Annotated in this window: 19 protein-coding genes and 1 tRNA gene; 7 read left to right on the top strand and 13 right to left on the bottom strand. The window is 73.9% G+C overall.

The window, feature by feature from the left end; translation table 11 throughout:
- Positions 1 to 17: 17 nt before the first annotated feature.
- The 6 genes from ACZ6KO_RS03645 to ACZ6KO_RS03620 form a co-directional block, all read right to left on the bottom strand.
- Entirely contained in the window at positions 18 to 764 is a 747-nt protein-coding gene (locus ACZ6KO_RS03645) for a thioesterase II family protein (RefSeq protein WP_469299471.1), read from the bottom strand.
- Positions 761 to 3853 (bottom strand): type I polyketide synthase, encoded by a 3093-nt coding sequence (locus tag ACZ6KO_RS03640; RefSeq protein ID WP_469299469.1) that lies wholly within the window; start codon positions 3851 to 3853, stop codon positions 761 to 763. Before ACZ6KO_RS03640 ends, ACZ6KO_RS03645 begins: the two co-directional genes overlap by 4 nt.
- A gap of 83 nt (positions 3854 to 3936) precedes the next feature.
- On the bottom strand, positions 3937 to 5808 hold the full coding sequence (locus ACZ6KO_RS03635) for a non-ribosomal peptide synthetase (RefSeq protein WP_469299467.1): 1872 nt from the start codon (positions 5806 to 5808) through the stop codon (positions 3937 to 3939).
- 289 nt (positions 5809 to 6097) lie between these two features.
- Complete coding sequence (locus ACZ6KO_RS03630; protein WP_469299464.1) at positions 6098 to 7315, bottom strand: helix-turn-helix domain-containing protein; 1218 nt, start codon at positions 7313 to 7315, stop codon at positions 6098 to 6100.
- 139 nt (positions 7316 to 7454) lie between these two features.
- Entirely contained in the window at positions 7455 to 7586 is a 132-nt protein-coding gene (locus ACZ6KO_RS03625) for a hypothetical protein (protein WP_469299460.1), read from the bottom strand.
- A 1084-nt stretch (positions 7587 to 8670) separates the two neighbouring features.
- Positions 8671 to 8744 (bottom strand) — tRNA-Pro (locus tag ACZ6KO_RS03620).
- Positions 8745 to 8847: 103 nt separating this feature from the next.
- Here ACZ6KO_RS03620 and ACZ6KO_RS03615 point away from each other — a divergent pair.
- Positions 8848 to 9336, top strand: coding sequence for a DUF309 domain-containing protein (locus ACZ6KO_RS03615; protein ID WP_469299457.1), 489 nt, complete (start codon positions 8848 to 8850; stop codon positions 9334 to 9336).
- Here the strand turns inward: ACZ6KO_RS03615 and ACZ6KO_RS03610 are convergent.
- Genes ACZ6KO_RS03610 through ACZ6KO_RS03595 form a run of 4 tightly spaced genes read right to left on the bottom strand, consistent with a single transcriptional unit; the run spans position 9313 to position 12714 of the window.
- On the bottom strand, positions 9313 to 9708 hold the full coding sequence (locus ACZ6KO_RS03610; RefSeq protein ID WP_469299455.1) for a VOC family protein: 396 nt from the start codon (positions 9706 to 9708) through the stop codon (positions 9313 to 9315). The two genes, ACZ6KO_RS03615 and ACZ6KO_RS03610, sit on opposite strands and share 24 nt — an antisense overlap.
- A gap of 35 nt (positions 9709 to 9743) precedes the next feature.
- Positions 9744 to 10409 carry a LutC/YkgG family protein gene (locus tag ACZ6KO_RS03605; RefSeq protein ID WP_469299452.1) on the bottom strand — a complete coding sequence of 222 codons (666 nt, stop codon included), beginning with the start codon at positions 10407 to 10409 and terminating at the stop codon, positions 9744 to 9746.
- Positions 10406 to 11962: a lactate utilization protein B gene (locus tag ACZ6KO_RS03600; RefSeq protein WP_469299450.1), complete on the bottom strand. Its 1557-nt coding sequence runs from the start codon at positions 11960 to 11962 to the stop codon at positions 10406 to 10408. Before ACZ6KO_RS03600 ends, ACZ6KO_RS03605 begins: the two co-directional genes overlap by 4 nt.
- Positions 11959 to 12714, bottom strand: a complete 756-nt coding sequence (locus ACZ6KO_RS03595; RefSeq protein ID WP_469299448.1) for a (Fe-S)-binding protein — start codon at positions 12712 to 12714, stop codon at positions 11959 to 11961. The genes ACZ6KO_RS03600 and ACZ6KO_RS03595 overlap by 4 nt, the downstream gene beginning before the upstream one ends.
- 34 nt (positions 12715 to 12748) lie before the next feature.
- Between ACZ6KO_RS03595 and cobF the strand changes: the two genes are divergently transcribed.
- Positions 12749 to 13501 (top strand): precorrin-6A synthase (deacetylating), encoded by a 753-nt coding sequence (gene cobF, locus ACZ6KO_RS03590; RefSeq protein ID WP_469299446.1) that lies wholly within the window; start codon positions 12749 to 12751, stop codon positions 13499 to 13501.
- A gap of 93 nt (positions 13502 to 13594) precedes the next feature.
- Here the strand turns inward: cobF and ACZ6KO_RS03585 are convergent, their stop codons facing one another.
- Positions 13595 to 14746, bottom strand: a complete 1152-nt coding sequence (locus ACZ6KO_RS03585) for an aminotransferase class V-fold PLP-dependent enzyme (protein ID WP_469299443.1) — start codon at positions 14744 to 14746, stop codon at positions 13595 to 13597.
- Between the two features lie 109 nt (positions 14747 to 14855).
- The gene (locus ACZ6KO_RS03580) at positions 14856 to 16421 is read right to left on the bottom strand and encodes a glycoside hydrolase family 71 protein (RefSeq protein ID WP_469299440.1); all 1566 of its coding nucleotides are present in this window, start codon (positions 16419 to 16421) and stop codon (positions 14856 to 14858) included.
- A 363-nt stretch (positions 16422 to 16784) separates the two neighbouring features.
- On the opposite strand from ACZ6KO_RS03580, the gene ACZ6KO_RS03575 reads away from it, so the two are divergent.
- The 5 genes from ACZ6KO_RS03575 (at position 16785) to ACZ6KO_RS03555 (ending at position 21501) form a co-directional block, all read left to right on the top strand.
- On the top strand, positions 16785 to 17255 hold the full coding sequence (locus ACZ6KO_RS03575; protein ID WP_469299437.1) for a WH2 domain-containing protein: 471 nt from the start codon (positions 16785 to 16787) through the stop codon (positions 17253 to 17255).
- A gap of 144 nt (positions 17256 to 17399) precedes the next feature.
- Positions 17400 to 18434 (top strand): methyltransferase, encoded by a 1035-nt coding sequence (locus ACZ6KO_RS03570; protein ID WP_469299434.1) that lies wholly within the window; start codon positions 17400 to 17402, stop codon positions 18432 to 18434.
- Positions 18435 to 18572: 138 nt separating this feature from the next.
- A complete protein-coding gene (locus ACZ6KO_RS03565; protein WP_469299432.1) occupies positions 18573 to 18935 on the top strand; it encodes a DUF952 domain-containing protein in 363 nt (120 codons plus the stop codon).
- A 138-nt stretch (positions 18936 to 19073) separates the two neighbouring features.
- Entirely contained in the window at positions 19074 to 20282 is a 1209-nt protein-coding gene (locus tag ACZ6KO_RS03560) for a cytochrome P450 (RefSeq protein ID WP_469299430.1), read from the top strand.
- A gap of 13 nt (positions 20283 to 20295) precedes the next feature.
- Positions 20296 to 21501, top strand: a complete 1206-nt coding sequence (locus tag ACZ6KO_RS03555; RefSeq protein ID WP_469299427.1) for a type III polyketide synthase — start codon at positions 20296 to 20298, stop codon at positions 21499 to 21501.
- Here the strand turns inward: ACZ6KO_RS03555 and ACZ6KO_RS03550 are convergent.
- Positions 21482 to 22261: a hypothetical protein gene (locus ACZ6KO_RS03550; RefSeq protein ID WP_469299425.1), complete on the bottom strand. Its 780-nt coding sequence runs from the start codon at positions 22259 to 22261 to the stop codon at positions 21482 to 21484. The two genes, ACZ6KO_RS03555 and ACZ6KO_RS03550, sit on opposite strands and share 20 nt — an antisense overlap.
- Between the last annotated feature and the right edge of the window lie 105 nt (positions 22262 to 22366).

Raw genomic sequence — 22366 nt, 5'->3', positions numbered from 1 at the left:
CGGGAGGGGCCGCACGCTCAGCGCCGGGGCAGGAGGAGCGTGGCGAGATAGGCGGGGAACTCGGGCGCCAGGACGAACATGTGGCCGCCGGGTCTGGTCGCGGTCTCGAGGGCGCCGGAGACCAGCGCGCCCCAGGCGGCCACGCGGTCGGGGGTGGCGACCGGGTCCGTCCGTCCCGCGAGCACGGTGACCGGGCGGTCGACGGGCGGTCCGGGCCGGTGGTCGTAGGTCGTGCAGACCTCGATGTCGGCCCGCAGGGTCGGCAGCATGAGCCGGACGAGCTCGGGGTCCACGTCCTCGGGCATCCCCCCGAGTTCGCGGAACCAGTGCACGACCTCCTCGTCGGTGCCGTCGCGCAGCAGCGGCCGCTCGAAGCTCAGGGCGGGTGAGGCGCACCCCGAAAGGACGAGTCGCTCGGGCAGGGTGACACCCCGGCCGGCGAGCCGCTGGTACAGCTCGTAGCTGAGCAGGGCGCCCATGCTGTGCCCGAACAGGACGTACGGCTTGGGGTCGAGGCGCGCGAGGGCGTCGGCCATCGGGGGGACCAGGTCCGCCAGGGACCGGACCGCGGGTTCGGCGAGCCGGTTCTCGCGGCCCGGCAGCTGGAAGGCCCACACCTCGACATCGGGCGGCATGGCCGGCACCCAGCCGTGGAACGCTCCCGCCGCACCCCCCGCGTAGGGGATGACGATCAGACGCAGCCGGGCGTCCGGTCGGGAGCCGAGGCACTTGAGCCACCGGTCCGGTGCAGTCGGGCCCGTCATCGGGAACCGTCCTCGGTCATCAGGCCGGCGATCTCCTCGTCGGAGAGGGCCGCGATCTCGTCCCGGATCTCCAACATCTGTTCCAGGAACCCGGGGTCCGGGGCACGCTCGATGAGGACGCCGGTAAGGGCGCCGACCGACGGGTGGTCGAAGACGTCGCCTACGGAGAGGGGCACCTGCAGCTCGTCGGAGAGCCGGGCGGCCAGCCGGGTCGCCAGCAGGGAGTGGCCTCCGAGGTCGAAGAAGTTGTCCTGCGGCCCGATCCGGTCCACCCCGAGCATCCGCGACCAGATCTCGCCCACCCAGTCGGTGATCCGGTCCCGGGTGGTGAGCCCGGCACGGGGCCGCGGTTCGGCGACGTCGGGCGCCGCGGCGGCAGCGCGCGCGGCGGCTGCGTGCGCGGTGGCTGCGTGCGCGGTGGCTGCGTGCGCGGCGGCCGGGGCGGGTGGCACCGCGGCCGGCGGCTCGATCCAGTGGCGCTGCCGCTCGAAGGCGTATCCGGGCAGCGGGGTGCGGCGGGCGTCCTCGTCCGGGCCGACAGCGGCCCAGTCGATGCGGGCCCCAGTCGTCCAGGCCTGGCCGACGGCGGCCAGCAGCGTCTCCCGGTCGGTGCGCTGGTCGGAACGGTGCCCGAGCGCGTGGGTGATGCGGTGTGCGGGGCGTCGGCCCGGCACGGCGCGCAGGTGGCCGGCCAGGGTGCCGCCCGGTCCCACCTCCATGACGAGCAGGTCCCCGGCCGCCATCAGGGTGGCCGCGGCGTCGGCGAACATCACCGGTTCGCGGAGCTGACGGACCCAGTACGCGGGCTCGGTCACCTCCCCTGCCGTCGCCCAGGTACCGGTGAGGCTGGAGACGAACGGGATCGCGGGCGCCCGCAGGGTGATCCGCCCGACCTCCGCAGCGAACTCCGTCAGGACGGGGTCCAGCGCCGCGGAGTGGAAGGCGTGCGAGGTGTGCAGCAGCCGGGCCTCGATACGTGCGGCCGCCAGGCGGTCCCGGACCGCCGTGATCGCCGCCCGCGAGCCGCTGAGCACCACCGCCTCGGGGGCGTTGACGGCCGCGATCTCCACCCCCTCGCCCATAAGGGGCCGCAGGGCCTCTACGTCGGCCCGGGCGGCCAGCATGGCCCCGGGCGGCAGTTGCCTGATGAGACGGCCTCGGGCAGAGATCAGCCGCACGGCCTCGGCCACGTCGAAGACGCCGGCCAGGCATGCCGCGGTGTACTCGCCGAGGCTGTGGCCGATCATCGCGGCCGGCTGCACCCCGAAGGCAATGAGCTGCTTCGCCAGGGCGTACTGGACGGTGAACAGGGCCGCCTGCGCGACATCGGTGCGCGCCAGCCGCTCTGCTGCCGCCTCGTCACGGACGGCCGGATGCAGCAACGTGCGGATGTCCAGGCCGAGTTCGGAGTGGAAGGACTCGGCGCACTCGTCTACGAGGTCCCGGAACTCCCGCTGCCTCGCGTAGAGGTGCCCGGCCATACCGGGGTACTGGCTGCCCTGGCCGGCGAAGGCGAAGGCCGTGCCGACGATCCTGTCGACCGCCACGGCCGGGGCCGACGGCTGCTCGCGCAGCGCGCGGGCCGCTTCGGCGCGGGAGGCCGCGACCACGGACCGCCGTACGCCGAACTCACACCGCCCGGTCTGCAGGGTGTGGGCGACGTCGGGCAGGTGAAGGTCCTCGTCGGTGTCCAGCCGGTCGGCGAGGCGGCGGGCGCCCTCGGCGAGCGCCTCGGCGGAGCGCGCCGAGAGCGGCAGGACGACCGCTTCCAGCGTCCCGGGCCGGGGCTGCGGGACCGGCGCCTCCTCCAGGATCACGTGGGCGTTGGTACCGCCCATCCCGAAGGAGCTGACGCCCGCCCGGCGCGGCCCCTGCGACTCCCACGGCCGGCGTTCCGTCGTGACGTAGAACGGAGTGCGGTCAAGGTCGATCATGGGGTTCGGCTGCTGGAAGTGCAGCAGCGGCGGGAGTTCGGCGGCCTTCAGCGCCATGACGACCTTGATGAAGCCGGCCACGCCGGCGGCCGCGTCGAGGTGCCCGATGTTGGGCTTCGCCGAGCCGAGCGCGCAGAATCCGGTGCGGTCCGTCCCCTCCCTGAACGCCTCGGTCAGGGCCGCCACCTCGATCGGGTCGCCCATCCGGGTCCCGGTCCCGTGGGTCTCCAGGTATCCGATGGTGTCGGGGGCGACCCCGGCGGCGCGTTGGGCCATGGCGATGGCCCGGGCCTGGCCGTCCACGCTGGGGGCGGTGTAGCCGACCTTCAGGGCGCCGTCGTTGTTGACGGCGCCGCCCTTGATGACGGCGTGTACGTGGTCGCCGTCCGCGAGGGCGTCGGCCAGGCGCTTGAGCACCACGGCGCCGACGCCGTTGCCCGGGACCGTGCCCTGGGCCTGGGCGTCGAAGCTGCGGCAGTGGCCGTCCGGCGAGGTGATGCCGCCTGGCTCGTAGCGGTAGCCCCCGCGGAGCGGCAGGGTGACGCTGACCCCGCCGGCCAGGGCCACGTCGCATTGCCCGGCGAGCAGCGCATGGCAGGCGGTGACGATCGCCACCAAGGACGAGGAGCAGGCGGTCTGCACGTTGAGGCTCGGACCGTGCAGGTCGAGGGCGTAGGAGATGCGGGTGGCCAGGTGGTCCCGCTCGTTGGACAGGGCGAGCGACAGCTCACCCATCTCCGCGACCAGGTCGTCGTTCGACAGCAGGTTGCGGCGCAGGTAGTCGGGCTGGGAGCCGCCGACGTACACGCCGATCGGGCCGGGGTACCGCTGGTAGTCGCAGCCGGCGTGCTCCAGCGCGGTGTGCGCGCATTCCAGCAGGACCCGCTGCTGCGGATCGGTGATGGCGGCGTCGCGCGGGCTGAGGCCGAAGAACCCGGCATCGAATCGGTCGGCATCGTCGAGGACTCCCTTCGCGCCGACCGGGTGGCCGCCGGTGACGGACCGGCCTTCCTGCCCGTCGGTCGCGAACTGGGCGATGGTCTCCCGGCCCTGCCGGACGTTCTCCCAGAACTCGTCGATGGAGGCCGCACCCGGGAACCGGCCGGCCATGCCGATGACCGCGATGTCGAATCCGCGGGAATCTGTTGGGAACACAAACTTTGCCTTACTGGACGGTGCGGAACGGGCAGCGCGGGGGCCGCCGTGGCGCGGCCACGGCGGTGTCCGGGGCGGGGTGGTCAGGAGGTGCGACCGGGGTGTCCGGCGGCCTGCGCGGCCACCTTGGGCCGGACGCTGCCGGCGAAGGACCGGATGGTGGGGTAGCGGAACAGGTCCACCGTCGCGAACTCGACGCCCAGGTCCTGCTGGAGGCGGCCGGAGAGCAGCGCGAGCAGCATCGAGTCGCCGCCGATGTCGAAGAAGCCGTCGTCCAAACCGCAGTGGTCCAGGCCGAGGACGTCGAGCCAGGCCTGCTGGATGCGGCGCTCCAGCTGGTCGGCGGAGGGCAGGCCGGTGCCAGCTGCGGGCAGACCGGTCCCCACACCGGGCAGGGCCGTCGCCGCAGCCTCCGCCGCCGCCCCGCCGAGGGCCCGGCGTTCGAGTGCGCGCCGGTCCACCTTGCCGTTGGCTGTGACCGGGAGCGCTGCGACCGCCGTCCAGAGGGCTGGTCGGGAGTGGGACGGCAGCCGCTCCGCGGCCCAGCCCCGCAGGGCGGGCAGGCAGTCGGCCGGGGCCACCACGGCGGCCAGCAGCCGCTTGTCGGCCGCGTGCTCGCCGACGACCGTCACCACGCAGTCGCCGACTTCGGGATGTTCGGCCAGGCAGCGCTCGATCTCGCGGGGCTCCACCCGGAAGCCGCGGATCTTGACCTGGTCGTCCCGGCGGCCGACGAACCTGAGCCGGCCCTGGGCGTCCCATTGCACCAGGTCGCCGGTGCGGTACAGACGTTCGCCGTTGCCTGCGGTGCCGGATCCGAACGCGACCTGCTCCTGCTCGCTCGCGCCGCGGTACCCGAGGGCGAGCCCCAGGCCGCCGGTGTAGAGCTCGCCGACCTCGCCGTCGGCGACGGGAGCCCCGGCAGGGTCCAGGACGTGCACGGTGGTGCCGCTGATCGGCCGGCCGATGGGCAGCGGCTCGTCAATGTCCGCGGGGGTGTCGACGTGGTGGACGGTGGTGAATGTGGTGTTCTCGGTCGGGCCGTAGCCGTTGGTCACCCGGAGCCCCGGGTAGCGGTCGATCAGGCGGCGGACCTGCTCCACCGGTACCACGTCACCTCCCGTGATCACCTGTCGGACGTGGCCGAACGCCGCCGGCTCCAGGTCCACGACCAGGCGGAACAAGCCCGCGGTCAGCCACAGCACGGAGATCCGCTGCGTCTGCAGGAAGGCCGATATCTCCCGGGGGCCCGGCACACCCGCCGGATGGACGACCAGCGTGCCACCATTGGCAAGCGGCGCGAAGACCTCCAGCGTCGACGCGTCGAAGGCGAGCGGCGCCAGCCGGAGGAAGCGCTCGCCGGCACCGCAGTGCACGAATTCGGGCTCGGCGACCAGCCGGACGACGGCCCGGTGAGGGATCGCGACGCCCTTGGGCAGGCCGGTCGAACCCGACGTGAAGGTCACGTAGGCGAGGTCGTCGCCCGCGGCGCGGTGCGCGGGCGGAACCTGCGCCGCGGGGTCCGCGGCTGACGGCGTCCACACCTCGACGGCCGCGCAGCCGACCGGGGCCTGCCGCATGATGCTGTCGGCCGCGCCGGCCTCCGCCAGCACCGCGCGGGGCCCGCTGACCTCCAGGATCCGGCCCAGTCGCGCCGACGGCTGCTCCGGGTCGACGGCGACGTAGGCGGCGCCGGCCCGCAGGACGCCCAGCAGCGCGACCGTCTCCGCGGCCGACCGGGGCAGGGACACTGCGACGGTGTCCCCCGGGCCGACTCCGGCCCGTACCAGGGCGGCCGACTGCTCGGCTGCAGCCCGGGCCAGCCGGCGGTATGTCAGGCTGATCCCGGCCCCCGGGTCGACGAGCGCCTCCCGATCCGGGTGTGCCGCGACCGCCGCTTCGAAGAGCTCCCAGATCCCGGACGGGGCGCCGGTGGCCGACTCCAGATCCTGCATGTCGTCTCTCCCCTGTGACACGTGTGGTTGTCCCGCCGGTGGCGGGATCGCTGAGAAATGAGTGGAATGCCCGTTGTTGCACGTCGCCGGGCCGACGCGTACGTGAGACGTGCAGCTCACCGCTCCTGCCGCGGACCGCCTCCGGGCAGGGCGGGGCGCCGTCCGGACCGCAAGCCCGGACGGGGCAGGTGGGACCCGGACGGGCACTGTGGGGAAGGGGGCGCGGGTGGAACCCGTCGCCGTGGACTACCGGACCGGCCTCATGGACCACCGGACCGGGCGCCGTGGGCTACTGAACGCGTGCCAGGGTCTCGGCGAGTGCGCGCCAGATCTCCTTCGAGAGATCCACGTTGGAGCGACCCTCGGCTTCCTCGGCCAGGCGGCGCAGCCCCTCGATGCCCTGCGCACGGTCACCACAGAGGATCCGCAGCTGGCTGCGCAGGACGTCCCAGGCCAGGCGGTCCTGGTAGGCGAGCAGCAGGTCCTGCTCGTCAAGGCTGTCGAGGAGTCTGCAGGCCTCATCCAAGTCATCCCGCTGGAAGTTCAGTTGGGCCATGAGCAGCGTGTGCTCTTGGCGGTGCAGCGGGGTTCCGATCAGATCGACCGCGGGCGCCGCCTCGGCGAGGCAGCGCTCGGCGGCGTCGAGCCGGCGGGGGGACATCTGCAGGCTCAGAGAGGCCGCGGCGAGCCGCAGGCGCAGCCAGAGCAGGGGGTTGGTACGGCTGTCGAGCGACGCCAGCGCCCTGTCGAGCCGCTCTGCGGCGCCGGCGTGGTCGCTGTTGCGCAGGTGGACGTGGGCCGCGGTCCATAGCGCTTCCGCATGCAGCACTTCGCTGCCCCGATCCGCGATCTCCTCAAGCTCGGCCGCGTGCGCCTGGGCTTCGGCCAGGTCCCCGACCGCCACCTCCGTGGAGATCAGGACCATCAGGGCGCCGGCCCGGTCACTCGGCGGGAGGTCGTGCTCGGTCGTGATCGCCAGCGCCTCCTGGGCCGTCTCGTGCGCCTTCTCCATCTGCCCGAGCGCTCGCTCGCACCGCGCGAGGTGAAGTCGCGAGTACGCGCGCGCCTCGGCCACGTCGAAACGGTCCGACAGCTGCACCATCCGGACGAGGTTGCCCCTCTCCTGGTCCCTGGCCCCCTGCTGCCTGCGGTGTTCGGCGAGCAGGCGCAGGGCCTGCCAGCGCACGGCCGCGTCGTCCTCTTCCAACTCCGTCGCCAGCGCGGTCTCCAGCAGGTGCACCGCGCGGGACTGGTCCTCGGTCGAGGAAGCAACGGCCACCGCCTGGGCGATCGGGTCGACGACCGTGCCCTTGAAGGTGTCGGGGCTGACCTGCAGCCGTTCAGAGAGGTACTCGATCGCCCGCGCCGTGGGCGGTCGCGCACCCGACTCCAGCCGGGAGAGGTACCCAGCCGAGAGGCCTTCCCCAGCCAACTGCTGCTGGGAGAGCCCGAGCTTCACTCTGAGCTCACGCAGGCGCGCCCCGAACTCCGGCTGCTGAAGCGACATGGCCGCCCCTTCTTCAACTCTCGATTGACATCGCCACCCCCGCCCTGCCGGGTCGACAGTCAGCCACCCCAGCACCTTGCCAATTTTGGCAAAGTTGGCACCACTTGGCAAACGTCCAGCTCGCGACCCTCGGTGCGACCTACGGCCAGCCGATCTCGGCGGCGGTGACGACCGTGTACGCAGGCCGCGCCTGGGCCTCGGTCGCCTGCACGGCGAGCAGGGGGGAGAACAGGAGGGTCAAGCCGAAGGCGGCCCGGAGCAGGTAACGCATGACGTTCATCTTTCGGTGCGGAGCAGCAGCTTCGAACGACAGCGCCAACCGGCCCCCGCCCGATGCCCCGGGCGATGTTTGCGCCCGGACATCCAGAGACTATCCAGCCCGAACAGAGATTGGCAAGATCAACCGAAGATCACTTGCCCAACTTGGCAAGTTCTGGCATCACTGTGCCTCTCTGGGCAAGGACAATCTGTGGCGGCCACGGCCGGAGATCCAGGTCGCGATCCGCAGCGAGGCCTCGGTGCGGGTGGCGAACGTGTGCCGGTGGACGCGCTCGACCTTGAGCACCCTGTAGAACGCCTCGCTGACGGCGTTGTCGAAACATGCCCCGACGCGGCCCATGGACTGGGTCGGACCCAGCGGCGACAGGCCCTGCGGAAGCGCCTGGAGCCGTACTCACTGCCGCGGTCGCCGTGGAAGATCACGCCCTTCACGTCACCGTCGCGGGTGGCCGCGGCCATGTTCAAGGACGCCACGACCAACTCGGCGTCATGGCGTGCCCATCGCATAGCCGAGCAGCCGACGCGAGGACCGGTCGATGACGGTGGCCAGTTAGATCTTGCCCTCACCAGTTCTGATCTCGGTCATGTCGCCGCACCACACCTGGTCCGGAGCGTCCGCCGTGAAGTACCGCCGCGCGAAGTCCCGGTCCGCCGGCCGTTTGCCGGGCCGGGTCAGCCCGCACCGCCGCCGGACCTTCTGTCCGGCCAACCCGAGTTCGGCTTCCGCCCGCCCGGCACGGGCTCGGCCGGCCGGTCGGGGCCGATCCGTTGCGCCGCCATCGCAACACCCAGTTGTGCAGCGTGCGTCCCCCTGCACGTCCTGCGCCGGATCGCCGGGCACGGCTCGCTGACCACCACCCGGCGCTACCTGCACCCCGACGCCGGCCAGATCACCGCAGCCGGTTCAGCCCTCTCCGCGCACCTCGTGGTGCTCCATGCACCTCGTTCACTGCCACTCACGGCAATGACCGTCGTCTGACGCGCTCGGACCGGGTTGGTCCCCAACTGGTCCCCAAAAAACGAACGAGGCCGTATCGGATGCTTCCGATACGGCCTCTGACCTGCGTACTCGCAAGTCGGGACGACAGGATTTGAACCTGCGACCCCTTGACCCCCAGTCAAGTGCGCTACCAAGCTGCGCCACGTCCCGATGCCCCTCACCTGGGGTTTCCCCCCGGCGGCGGTGCAGAAAGAACATTACCGCACGCCGAGGGGTGCGTACGCATCGGCCGGGGCGGGTGGAGGATGAGGGGGTGAGCACGGGTGAGGGCAGGGACCGGGACGGCGAGGGGCGGGCGCGCAGTGCCCGGCCGCGGGACGGGCTGGGGCGGCCGCTGCCCTACGGGGCGCCCGGGGTCGAGCGGCAGCCCGAGGGGGTGGTGCGCACGCCCGAGGAGACGGTGGCGCAGGCGCAGCGGCTGCTGGACGCCGGGATGCCCTTCCACGCGCACGAGGTGTTCGAGGACGCCTGGAAGTCCCGGCCGGCGGACGAGGCGGCGTTGTGGCGCGGGCTCGCGCAGTTGGCCGTGGGGCTCACGCACGCCGCGCGCGGCAACGCCGTCGGGGGCGCGCGGCTGCTGCGGCGCGGCGCCCGGTCCGTCGAAGAGGCGGGCGGGACCCACGGGATGGACGTGCCCGCCCTCGTGCGGTGGGCCGGGGAACTGGCCCACCGCGTCGAGCGGGGCGAGGCGGTCGACGCCGCGCGGGAGGCGCCGCGGCTACGCGGTGGCGGGCTGGAGTAGGTCCCAGCGGTTGCCGTAGAGGTCCTCGAAGACGGCGACCGAGCCGTACGCCTCGTGGCGCGGCTCCTCCAGGAAGCGGACCCCTTCCGCGGTCATCCGGGCGTGGTCGCGGGCGAAGTCGTCGGTGTGGAGGAAGAAGCCGACCCGGCCGCCGGTCTGGTCGCCGACCCGGGCGCGCTGGGCGTCGTCCTTGGCGCGGGCCAGCAGGAGCGCCGACTCGGAGGCGCCGGGCGGGCGGACGACGACCCAGCGCGAGCCGTCGGGACGGAGGCTGTCCTCGGCCAGCTCGAAGCCGAGGGCGCGGGTGTAGAAGTCGATGGCCTCGTCGTAGTCGGTGACGACCAGCGCCGTGAGTGCGATGTGGGATGACATGCCCTCATTGTGGGGGCCGGTCCCGGTCGGTCCGGCTACGGGGCCACCAGGACGACGTCCAGCCGGCGGGGTCCGTGGACGCCCTCCACCCGGTCGAGTTCGATGTCGCTGGTCGCGGACGGGCCGGAGATCCAGGTCAGCGGGCGCGCCGGGTCGAGCAGCGCCAGCGCCTGCGGTACGGAGTCCACGACCTGGCCGGGTACGCGGACGAGGCAGATGTGGTGGTCGGGGACGAGCGTGATGCGCCGCCGCCCCTGGTCGGGACCGCCGTCCAGGACGAGGGTGCCGGTCTCGGCGACGGCCAGGGCGCACCCGGTGACGACGGCGTCGACCCGGTCCAGTTCGGCGAGGGTCTGGCCGGGCCGGTCGTAAACAAAGACCGGGGAGTGGTCCGTGGTCGGGGAGCGGTCGGGGGGCGGGCCGTCGGCCGGGGCGGTCTCCAGGTCGAAGCCCAGGGCCGGGGGCAGCTGGACCGTCCGCGCCCCGGCGAGCAGGTCGGCCACCACCTGGCGGCAGGTGCCGCGGGTCGCGCGGTGCACGTGCGCCCGGTACTCGGTGAGGTTCGCGGCCAGCAGCTCCACCCGCTCCTGCGGGGTGCGCGTGGCGTGCACCGTGAGGTAGTCGCGGGGGATGTCGAGGTCCGGACCCGGTTCGGGCACGGCCCGGCGGATCCGGGCGAGGATGCGCTCCCTGCTGCTCATCGCGCTCCCCCGCCCCGCACGTCGTCGCCGCCGCGCTCCCGGGCCCACCAGTCGCGGAACGGCTCCGCGGGCGGCTCGGGCAGGTCGCGGGTGTCCGTCCAGGCCCGCCCGGGTCCCGGCAGCCGCCGGGGCCGGACGCCCAGCCGCCGGGCGCGGGCCAGCAGGCGTTCGCCCGCGCGCAGGGCGCCCGGGTGGTCCAGCAGCCGGCGCGCCGCGCGCATCGCGGCGCGTTCGGCCGCGTGGCCCCGCCCCGGGCGGATCGTCACGCGGATGCCCTCGCGGGTCACCGGTCCGCCCTGGGCGACGCGTTCGCGCAGGGAGACCAGGATCTCGGGGATGTCGATGGCCACGGGGCAGACCTCGTAGCAGGCGCCGCACAGCGTGGAGGCGTACGGCAGCGAGGCGTCGACCGGGCTCGCGGTGCCCCGCAGTTGGGGCGTGAGGACCGCGCCGATCGGGCCCGGGTAGACCGATCCGTACGCGTGGCCGCCCGCCCGCTCGTACACGGGGCAGACGTTGAGACAGGCCGAGCAGCGGATGCAGCGCAGCGCCTGGCGGCCCGTGGCGTCGGCGAGGGTGTCGGTGCGGCCGTTGTCGAGGAGGACGAGGTGGAAGGCGGACGGCCCGTCGCCGTCGGCCCCGTTCGACGGCCCCAGCCCGGTCCACATGGTGGTGTACGGGTTCATCCGCTCGGCGGTCGAGGAGCGGGGCAGCGTCTGGAGGAACACTTCCAGGTCGCGCCAGGTGGGGATGGTCTTCTCGATGCCCACGACCGAGATGAGGGTCTCGGGCAGGGTCAGGCACATCCTGCCGTTGCCCTCGGACTCCAGGACGACCATCGTGCCGGTCTCGGCCACCATGAAGTTGGCGCCGGAGACGGCGACCTTGGCGCGCAGGAACTTCTCGCGCAGGTGCAGCCGGGCCGCTTCGGCCAGTTCGGCGGGGGTGTCGCCCAGCCCTTCGGGCGCGGGCCGCCCCCACGCGCCCATCTCGGCGCGGAAGAGCGCGCCGATCTCGGCCCGGTTGCGGTGGATGGCGGGAACCAGGATGTGGGAGGGCCGGTCGTGGCCGAGCTGGACGATGAGTTCGGCGAGGTCGGTCTCGTACGCGGCGATGCCCGCCGCCTCCAGGGCCTCGTTGAGGCCGATCTCCTGGGTGGCCATGGACTTGACCTTCACGACCTCGCGTTCGCCGGTGGCCAGGACGAGGCCGGTCACGATGCGGTTGGCCTCGGCGGCGTCGGCCGCCCAGTGGACGGTGCCGCCGGCCGCGGTGACCGCTTCCTCCAGCTGGAGGAGGTAGCGGTCGAGGTGGCGCAGCGTCTGGTCCTTGATGGCCCGGCCGGCCGCGCGCAGCCGGTCCCAGTCGGCGAGTTCGGCGACGGCGCGGGCCCGTTTGTCGCGGATGGTGTGGGTGGCGTGGCGCAGGTTGGCGCGCAGGGTGGTGTCCCGTACGGCCTCCCGGGCCGCCTCGGGGAACGGCGGGAAGGGAGGGGAGGGCGGCGAGGGCGGGACAGGCGGGAAGGGCGGCATGCCCAGGTCGGTCCGGCTCATCGCAGCGGGTCCTCCTCCGTCGCGGCCAGGATCTCGGCGAGGTGCAGGGCGCGCAGCGGGGCGCCCTCACGGCGCGCGATGCCGTCGAGGTGGGCGAGGCAGGAGTTGTCGGCGCCGCACAGCACCCGGGCGCCCGTCGCACACGCGTTGCGGATCTTGTCGGCGCCCATCGCGGCGGAGACGTCGGGGTTCTTGACGGCGAAGGTGCCGCCGAACCCGCAGCACTCCTCGGCTCCGGGCAGCTCGCGCAGCTGCAGGCCCTTGACGGCGGCGAGGAGGCGGCGGGGGCGCTCGCCGAGGCCGAGGGCGCGCAGACCATGACAGGACGGGTGATAGGTGACCGTATGCGGGAAATGGGCGCCGACGTCGGTCACGCCCAGCACGTCCACGAGGAACTCGGTCAGCTCGTACACCTTCGGTACGAGCGCCTCCGCGAGCCCGGCCAGCTCCGGCCCGCGCCCCTCCTCGGCGGCCTTCCGCCCGATGCGCGGGTAGTGCTCGCGGATCATCGCGGCGCACGAGGCGGAGGGCGTGACCACGTACGCGTACCCCTCGAAGGCCTCGGCGGTGCGCCGCATCAGCGGCTCCGCCTCGCGCCGGTAGCCGGTGTTGTACTGCGGCTGCCCGCAGCAGCTCTGCGCGGCCGGGAAACCGACGGTGACGCCCAGGCGTTCCAGCAGCCGGACGACGGCGACGCCGGTGGCGGGGTACAGCGCGTCGTTGACGCAGGTGACGAACAGGGCGGCACGCATGACCGGCAGGATAGCGGCCGTGCAGAATGGCGCGGTGAAGAAGTTCTCAGTGATCGGTATAGGCGCGGGCGACCCGGAGCACCTGACCCTCCAGGCGGTCAGGGCGATCGGCGCGGCGGACGCGTTCCTCATCCTGGAGAAGGGTGAGGAGAAGGCGGACCTGACCGGGCTGCGGCGCGCCATGCTCGACGCGCACGCCCGCCCCGGCCACCGGCTGGTGGAGGGCCGCGACCCCGACCGCGACCGCACGCCGGCCGCGTACGCGCCCACCGTGGACGGCTGGCGCAGTGCGCGGGCGGCGCTCTTCGAGCGGTTCATCGAGGAGGACCTGGCCGACGGCGAGACCGGGGCGTTCCTGGTGTGGGGCGACCCGTCGCTGTACGACTCGACGCTGGCGATCCTCGACGAGGTCGCCGCGCGCGGCCGAGTGGCCTTCGAGCACGAGGTGGTCCCGGGGATCAGCAGCATCTCGGCGCTGCTGGCCCGGCACCGCACCACCCTCAACCGGGTGGGCCGCCCGGTCCAGATCACCACCGGCCGGCGGCTGGCGGAGGGCTGGCCGGACGACGTGGACGACGTGGTGGTGATGCTGGACGCGCGGCACGCCTTCACCCGCCACCTCGACCAGGACCTGTACATCTACTGGGGCGCCTACGTCGGTACGCCCGACGAGATCCTGGTCCAGGGCAAGCTGGCGGAGGTGTCCGACCGGATCGAGGAGCTGCGCACCGCGGCCCGGGCCCGCAAGGGCTGGATCATGGACACGTACCTGCTCCGGCGGAACTGACCCCGGCGGGCTCGAACGGCGAGGCCCGTTCCGCCGGGGTCCGTTCCGCCGCGGTCGGTTCCGCCGGGCCCCGGGCCACCGGGCCTCAAGGCCTCATCCCGCCGGCGGCAGGTGGTCCGGCAGGACGGCGGCGAGGCGTTCGTACTCCTCGGGGCGGTTGTAGATCTGGCCGCACACCCGGATCCCGCCGCCGCCCGGCCACGGCCAGATCAGTACCCGGATGCGGTGCCGCGCGGCGATCTCCTCCCGCAGGTCGCGCGCGGCCTCGGGGGTCTGCGCGACCCCGGGCGGCAGCCGCAGCGCGCGCATGGCCAGGCCGTCGGTGTGCGGGAGCGGGGCGAGCCCGGGAAGCTGCGCGAGCAGGGCGGCGCCGTACGCGGCGAGGGCGTTGTTGTGGGCGCGGACCTTGGCGGCGTCCAGGCGGGCGAGCAGTTCCAGGCCCTCGGGGGCGGCGAGCCAGCCGGTGTAGTCGGCGGTGGCGCGGTTCTCGACCGAGCGCGGGAAGCCGTGGTGGTCCTCCCAGGAGGGCACCAGGGGCCGGATCCGGTCGCGGTACGGGGCGGCGACGGCGAGCACGGCGGTGCCGGAGGGGGCGTACCCCCATTTGTGCAGGTTGCCGAACCAGAAGTCCGCCTGCACCGCGAGGGGGTCGGCGAGCATGCCGGGGGCGTGGGCGCCGTCGACGACGGTGAGCACGCCGCGCTCGCGCAGCTCGGCGAGCAGCCGGGGCGAGGCGATCACGCGGGCGGTGGGTGAGCTGATGTGGTCGAGGAGCACGGCCTTGGTACGGGGGGTGAGGCCGGCGAGGACGGCCTCGCGCACGGCGTCCTCGTCGGGCAGGCCGGGGTCGAGGCGCACGGTGACCAGGGGCGCGCGGCGGGCGGCGGCCGCGACGACCGTGCCGTAGCCGTGGTCGGTGACGAGGATCTCGTCGCCGTCGGACAGCGGGAGGGCGGCCAGGGCGAGGTTGGCGCCCTCGGTGGCGTTGGCGACGAACGCCAGCCCCTCCGGGTCGGTGTGCAGCAGGGCGGCCACCCGGCCGCGGGCCCGCTCGATGCGGTCCGGGGCGGCGATGAAGAAGGCGTCGGGATCGGCGTGCGCCTCGGCGAGGAGGGCCGCCTGGGCCTCCTGGACCGGCAGGGGGACGGCGCCGAAGGACCCGTGGTTGAGGTGGGCCACGGCCGGGTCGAGGCGGAAGAGGGCGGGGCCGCCGGGGAACTCGGCGGGCTGCACGGGCGCGGTCACGGGACCTCCGGTTGCGGCGGGGTGGCGTGTCGTACCGGATCATCCCCCGCGCGCCCGCGATCCGGTACCCCGTGTCCGCAGTCCGGGCGGCCGGGCCCGCCGCCGGGGGTCAGCAGCAGGAAGGGACCTCGCGGCCGCTGGTCACCGCGTAGTACTGGAGGTCCTGGACCGGCGCCTGTTTCCGCACCGGGTACGGCAGTTCGGCGGCCGCCGTGCCGGTGCCGCCGCGCACCACCCGCGCGGAGCCGGTGCCCGTACGCAGCGGCAGCAGTGCGGAGTGGAGGCCGGCCGGGGCCTCGTACGAGGAGCGGGCGGCGCCGACGGTGGTACGGACGGTCGCGGGCGCGGTCAGGAGGCTGAGCACCTCGACGGTGTCGCGGGCGGCCGCGCTGCCCCTGCGCAGGGACATCAGCCGCTGCTGGCCGCCGGCCGGGGCGGCCGCGGCGAACTGGGTGCGCGAGGTCAGGTACAGCGTGTCCCGGACGATCCGCGGCCACGCGCCGGTCTTGAACCGGGTCAGGTAGTAGGAGCTCAGGTCGAGGTAGGCGTGCCCGTTGTGCGCCGACGGGGCGAAGTGGCCGCCTTCGGAGTAGTCGTTCCACGTGGTGAGCTGCACCCAGTCGGCGCCGTCCTCGATGGCGCGGGTCCATGTCGCGCGCAGCGTCGCGGTGTTGCCCGCCTCGTCGTAGACGCCCTGGTTGGGGCGGGCGTCCTGGACCGAGACCGGCTGCATCCAGATCTTGCCCAGGGCGTGGGCGCGCCGGACGTCGGCCGTCGCGCTCTCCTGGCCGGTGTGGCTGCGGCTGCCCCATTCCGAGAAGCCGTGGCTGAGGGCCGCGAACGCGTCGGCGTGGGAGGCGAGGTCGAGGAAGAGGGGGACGAAGGCGGTGCGGATGCCGTGCCGCCGTTCCAGGACGTCCAGCGTCCGGGTCCACCAGGTGACGTCCTTGGCCTCCGCCTTGAAGGGGGAGAGCACCAGGCGGCCGTCGTCGAGGCGGTGCGCGGCCGGGTGGGCGCCGAGGGCGGCGACGGCGTCGGCGAGGACCGTCGGGTCGTCGGTCTTCAGGGACGTCATGTCCGGCATCAGCATGATCCTGAAGCCGGGGTCGACCGAACGGGCCGCCTCCATCAGGAGGTTCGCCCGCTCCCAGTGCGTGCCGGAGAGGGAGAGCAGGTCGAGGGTGAAGCCGTCGATGCCGGCGGCGCGGGCGGTGCGCACCTCCTGCTGGAGGTTGGCGCGTTCCCAGTCGCCGTCCTTCGGCGCGACCGGCAGCGGACGGTCGCGCAGCAGGCCGCCGTAGGGCGCGTGCTTGCCGCTCTCGCCGTCCGCCGTGAGGTAGTGGCGGGCGTAGTAGTCGGCCTCGGGGCGGGCGTTGTCGAGGGAGAGCGGGTACGGGGTGAAGTAGTGGGCGAAGACCAGCCTGCCCGGCCCGGCGGCGCGCAGGGCCGCCGGATCCGGCATGTCGAACGGGAGGGCGCCGGCGGGGCGTTCCCGCTCGTCTCCGGGGTACGGGTGGCCCGGTGCGGTGCCGGCGGGCCGGCCGCCGGCGGCGAAGGGGTCCCCGGCGATCCCGGCGGCGGCGCACACGCCGACCAGGAGGAGCCCCGAGACGAAGGCGGCGAGCCAGGACCGGCGCCCGGGCAGCCGGAAGCGGCGCCGGTGGTTGGCGTGCATCGTCAGGTCCCCTCCCCCGCGGCGGCCCGGTCCTGGATACGGATCCGGGTCCGGGTCCGCTCAGAAGTAGAGCGGATCCCCGGGGCGCGGACAACCGTTCCCGCCGCGGGGGCGGGGCCACGGGCGGGTCAGGGACCTCGCCGAGCCCTCAGCGGCGAGGGCGTCGACATGGGCCGGCGGACGGGTGCCGGGGCACGGCAGCGCGGCATCGTCCCTTCCCGTCGCCCCCGCGCGCCCGCGCGTCCCAACGGCCCCTGATTTACGGGGAATCTGTCCTTCCGCTGGCTATCCGTCACACCTGGCGGATAATCATCTGGGCACGGCTTGAATCGAGCCTCGGGCCGTGCACGGGGACACGTATGCATGGGGGGCATCGTGCCGATGGGGAATTCAGGGCATCCGGGGGCCCTTCCGGCGACGTCCGACGAGATGTCGCGGCTGCTCACGGCGGTCCGCCGGGGCCGCGTGCTGACCGTCACCGGACGTGTGCGGGAACAACGCGCCGTGCTGGTACGGGAGATCGCCCGGCGGGTCGCGTCCAACTTCTACGACGGCGTGACCTTCGTCAGCCTGGAGCGCACCACGGGGGTGCGCGAACTGGTGGAGGCGCTGGGCTGCGTACCCGGCATGCCCTTCCTGCCCTGCGGCGGCGCGAACGCCGCGTCCTGGCTCGCCGAGCGCGACATGCTGCTCGTCGTGGAGGGCTGCGACCGGCTCGACGCCGCGGCCCTGGGCTGGCTGCGCAAGCTGCTGGCGGTCGCCCCCGGCGTACGGCTGCTGGCGGCCGGCCGGTACCCGCTGATCATGGAGCAGGAGCGGATCCACCGTCTCTGAGCGCCCGGCGCCGGGACCCGGCCGGAAGTCGACTTGACGACGGACGGGTCCGCGCAAAGTTCCCCCGCGCCCTCGGGAGCCGGGTGACCATGGCCGTTTGCGGTACTCCGGGAAGATCGAGACCCAGACGACAGGAGCGCGACCGTGGCCGGCACCACCGGTGAACCGAACCACCCGACCGACCCCTTCGGACCCTCTCCCCTCCAGGACCTGATGTACGGGCACATCCACGGCGCCGCGCTGCGGGCCGTGGCCGTGCACCGGATCGCCGATCACCTCGGCGACGGCCCCCGCACCGCCGACGACCTCGCCGCCCGCACCGGCACCCACGCCCCGTCCCTGCGCCGGATCCTGCGGCTGCTGGCGATCCGGGGTCTCTTCCACGAGGACGACCGGGGCGCGTTCCGGCTGGACGACAGCGCGCAGGCGCTGCGCACGGACGCGCCGGGATCGCAGCTGGCCGCCGTCCTGATGATCACGGACCCGATGTTCGGGCGGTCCACGGACGGGCTCGCGGAAACCCTCCGTACGGGCGAACCCGCCTTCGAGCTCGCGTACGGCACGTCGTTCTTCGAGCACCTCCTGAAGGCCCCCGAGGACCGGGCCACGTTCGACGCCGGCATGGCCTCGATGTCCGGTCCGGTGGAGGAACTCGTCGCGCAGAGCTACACGTTCCCCGAGGGGGCGCGCGTGATCGACGTGGGCGGGGGCCGCGGGGGCCTGCTGGGCGCCGTACTGACCCGGGAGCCCACACTGACCGGCGTCCTCTTCGACCAGCCCGCGACGGTCGCCGAACACCTCCTGGACCTGCCCGGACTGGCGGGCCGGTGGCACACCGAGGGCGGCGACTTCTTCTCCGCCGTGCCGCCCGGGGGCGACTTCTACGTGCTCAAGCACATCCTGCACGACTGGAGCGACGAGGACGCCCTGCGGATCCTCGAGACGATCCGCCGCGCGGCAGCCCCCGGCAGCCGGCTGCTGGTCGTGGACGCCGTTCTGCCGGAGGGTTCCGCGCCGCACCCGGCGGTGAACGTCGACGTCGTCATGTTGCTGGCCGTCCGCGGACGCGAGCGCACCGCCGCCGAGTTCTCGGGCCTGCTCGGCCGGGCGGGCTTCCGCCTGGAGCGGATCCTGCCGACCCCGACCCTGCCCTCGGTCCTGGAGGCCGTCGCGGTCTGAGGTCTGAGCACCTCCCCGCACCGGCACTGCCGAGCACCCGCTTCTGCCCGCACCGGACTCCGCCGCCGTCGGCTATCGCGCCCCACGGCGGAGTCCGGGGCGGGCGGAGCGTGATCACCGGGCTGCTATGACTGCCGCATGATCTTTCACGTCGCCCCGCTCGCGGACTGGCTCGACGCCCCGGACGACCCGTACGCCCCGCCGTCCCTCGCCAAGGACGGCACCCTGCACTGCGCCCCCAGCGCCGAGGCGCTGCTCGCCGCCGTGAGTCACTTCCACCGCAGCGCGCCGGGGCCGCTCGTCGCGCTGATCGTCGACGAGAGCAGGCTCGACGCCCCGGTGGACCGGGTGCCCCCGGCCCCCGCGTCCCCACTGGCCGGTACGCCCGGAGCCGTCCTCTCCCGGATCCACGGACCCCTCGACCGCGCCGCCGTGGTCGCCGTGCTGGGCATCGTGCGCGACGGCGAGGGGCGGGCCCTGGAGCTGGTTGCCCGGCCCTGATCCCCCGGGGCCGGTCCTCCGGAGAGTGACACCGCGGGGCACCGGCCGCTGCCCCGTACGAGTGATGGCCGTTTCATCGGACCGGCGCGGTCGGCGCGACCGGTCCCCCCACCCCCCACCCGAGAAGGAGGCGCCGGGATGACGACCGCCGGCACCGTGCCGACCTGCCCGTTCCGCCACGACGTGGCCCTGGAACCCGACCCGTTCATGGCCCGGATGCGCGAGGAGGCGCCCGTCGCCCGCGTCCGGATGCCCTACGGGGAGGGCGACTGCTGGCTGGTGACGCGCTACGACGACGTGCGGACGGTGACCTCGGACCGCCGCTTCAGCCGCGCCGCCCTGGTCGGCCGGGACTTCCCGCGGATCACCCCGGCCCCCATCGCCCAGGCCGAGGCGATCAACCTCATGGACGCGCCGGCCCTCAACCGGGTGCGCAAGCTGGTCGTCAAGGCCTTCACCACTCCTCGGGTGGAGGCGCTGCGGCCCTGGACCCAGGCCGCCGCGGACACCCTGCTGGACCGGATGGCCGCCGCCGGCGGCCCGGCCGACGTCATGGCCCATCTCGCCGACGAACTGCCCCTCATGACGATCTGCCAGCTCATGGACGTCCCCCCGGAGGACCGCCCGCGGTTGCGGCGGTGGGCCATGGCGATGATGTCGATGAGCGCGGCGGACCGGACCTCGGCCGCCGAGGCGAAGGCCCGGCTGCGGGCGTACTGCGGCGAGCTGACCATGGCCCGGCGGCAGGCTCCCGGCGAGGACCTCGTCAGCGCCCTCGCCACCGCCCGCGTGGGCGAGGAGATGCTGGACGAGGGGGAGCTGGCCGTGCTGGCGATGCTCCTGCTCGTCACCGGGCACGACACCACCACCTACGACATCGGCGACATCGTCTACACCCTGCTGACCCACCCCGACCGGCTGGAGCAGCTGCGGGCCCGGCCCGAGCTGCTGCCCCGCGCCGTGGAGGAGCTGCTCCGCTTCATCCCCTTCCGCCAGGGCGTGGGCATTCCCCGGGTGGCGCTGGAGGACGTCGTCGTGGGCGGCGTCCGCATCGGGGCGGGCGACACCGTCCACGTGTCCTACCTGACCGCCAACCGCGACGGCCGGGTCTACGAGCGCCCCGACGAGCTCGACTTCGAACGGCCGGCGCCCGCCGGGCACCTGGCCTTCGGGTACGGCGGTCACCGCTGCCTGGGCGCCCACCTGGCGCGCATGGTGCTCGACGTCGCCGTCGGCACGCTGCTGCGCCGGTTCCCGGCGCTGCGGCTGGCCGTCCCCGCCGAGGAGGTGCGGTGGAACACCGTGTCGATCTGGCGCCACCCCCTCGCCCTGCCCGTCACCTGGTAAGGATCCCCCCGTCATGGCTCTTCTGTGCAGGCCCGCCATCAGCGTTCCCGACCACGTCATCACCCTGGAGGAGACCCTCGACCTGGCCCGCAGGCTGCACGCCGGCCATCCGCAGCTCGACCTCGCGTTACGGCTGATCGCCCACACCGGCGTGCGCACCCGGCACCTGGTCCAGCCCGTCGCGGCGACGCTGCGGCACCCCGGGTTCGCCGAGCGCAACGCGCTCTACGAGGCCGAGGCCAAGGCGCGGGTGCCGGAGACGGTACGCCGGGCCCTGGGCCATGCCCGGCTCGGCCCCGAGGACATCGACATGATCATCTATGTCTCCTGCACCGGTTTCATGATGCCGTCCCTGACCGCCTGGCTCATCAACACCATGGGGTTCAGGCCGCAGACCCGGCAGCTGCCGATCGCCCAGCTGGGCTGCGCCGCGGGCGGCGCGGCCGTCAACCGTGCGCACGACTTCTGCACCGCCTATCCGCGGGCGAACGTACTGATCGTGGCGTGCGAGTTCTGTTCGCTGTGCTACCAGCCGACCGATCTGGCCGTCGGCAACCTGCTGTCGAACGGACTGTTCGGTGACGCCGTCGCCGCCGCGGTGGTGCGCGGAGACGGCGGCGGGGACCCGGAAGGCCCTGGGGCCCGCGGTCCACGGGGGGTCCGGCTCGAACACAACGGGTCCCATCTGGTGCCCGGCACCGAGGAGTGGATCTCGTACGCGGTCCGCGACACCGGCTTCCACTTCATGCTGGACAAGCGGGTGCCCGGCACCATGGCGCAGCTCGCGCCCGCCATGGACGATCTGACGGCCCGGCGCGACTGGGACATCTCCGGCCTGGACTTCTACATCGTGCACGCGGGCGGCCCGCGCATCCTGGACGACCTGGGCGCCCACCTGCGCCTGCCGGCGTCGATGTTCCGCTACAGCCGGGCGACCCTGAGCGAGCGCGGGAACATCGCCAGTGCCGTCGTCTTCGACGCCCTCGACCGCTTCTTCGAGGACGGCGGTGCCGAGCACGCCGGCCGCGGGCTGATCGCGGGGTTCGGCCCCGGCATCACCGCCGAGGTCGCCCTGGGCAGCTGGGACGACGGCCGGGACGGCCTGCGCGACGAGGAGGCGGGCCGGGCCGAGGACGGACGGACCGAGGACGGTGGGGCCCAGGACGGTCGGGCCCAGGACGGACGGGCGCTGTGCGCGCTCAGTCCGGGTCGCGGCTGAGCCGGCGCCAGACGGGGGCCGGGCAGCGGCCCTGGGGGCGGGCGGTGAGGAAGAGGTGGTAGTCCACGCGGCGCGGGGGACGGCCGTACTCGACCCAGTGGTCGCGGCCGGAGACCTTGTCCCAGCCGTCGTTCGGCATCCGGATGTGGTCGGAGCGGCCGTCCTTGTCCTTGGTGGTGATCTGGGCGACCTCGGCGTGGTCGTCGTGGGCGGCCAGCACCACGCAGTAGTGGCGCAGCTGCCGGGCGGGGTCCTCCCGCAGCGGGACCATCGCCAGCCAGATCTCCCCCGGGGCCGGCCGGCGGCGGGTCAGAGTGGCGGACGGGCCGCCCCGGGACGCGTCCCACCGGCGTACGGCGGCGACGAAGGCGAGCGCCACCAGGCCCGCGGCCATGCTCTCGGCCGTCGCCCGGACGTTCCACAGGGGGTGGTCGCCGACCTGGCCGTGCGTCCACCACAGGGCGGCGGCGACGAGGGCGAGCAGGCCGGCGGCCCGGGCCAGGACCAGCCACCACACGAACGCGCGGCGGCGGCTCGCCCAGAGGGCCACGAACACGGCCACGACGACCGGGAGGGCGTAGGCGGTCAGGTGCTCCCCGAAGCCCTGGAGCCGCTGCGGGGGCGTCTGTTCGGCCAGCAGGTCGGGCAGGGTCAGCGGCACCGACAGCAGGTAGCCGACGGTCGGGAGGACGAGGAGGAACAGCAGCAGAAGCGCTCCGCAGCCGCCTCCCGCGCAGGACGTTCCGTCGCGCCGTGCCACAGCAGTCTCCCCCTCGCTCACAGGCGGTGAACGTTAGCGCACGCTCTCCCGCCATGTGGCCGAAAAGACGCAACCCCGCCCCGGCCGGGCGGAAGCCTGGCCGGG

Source organism: Streptomyces sp. NPDC042102 (genome assembly GCF_055582305.1).
Note: the sequence above shows the minus strand (reverse complement) of the source record. Positions and strands in the feature narration are given on the sequence as shown.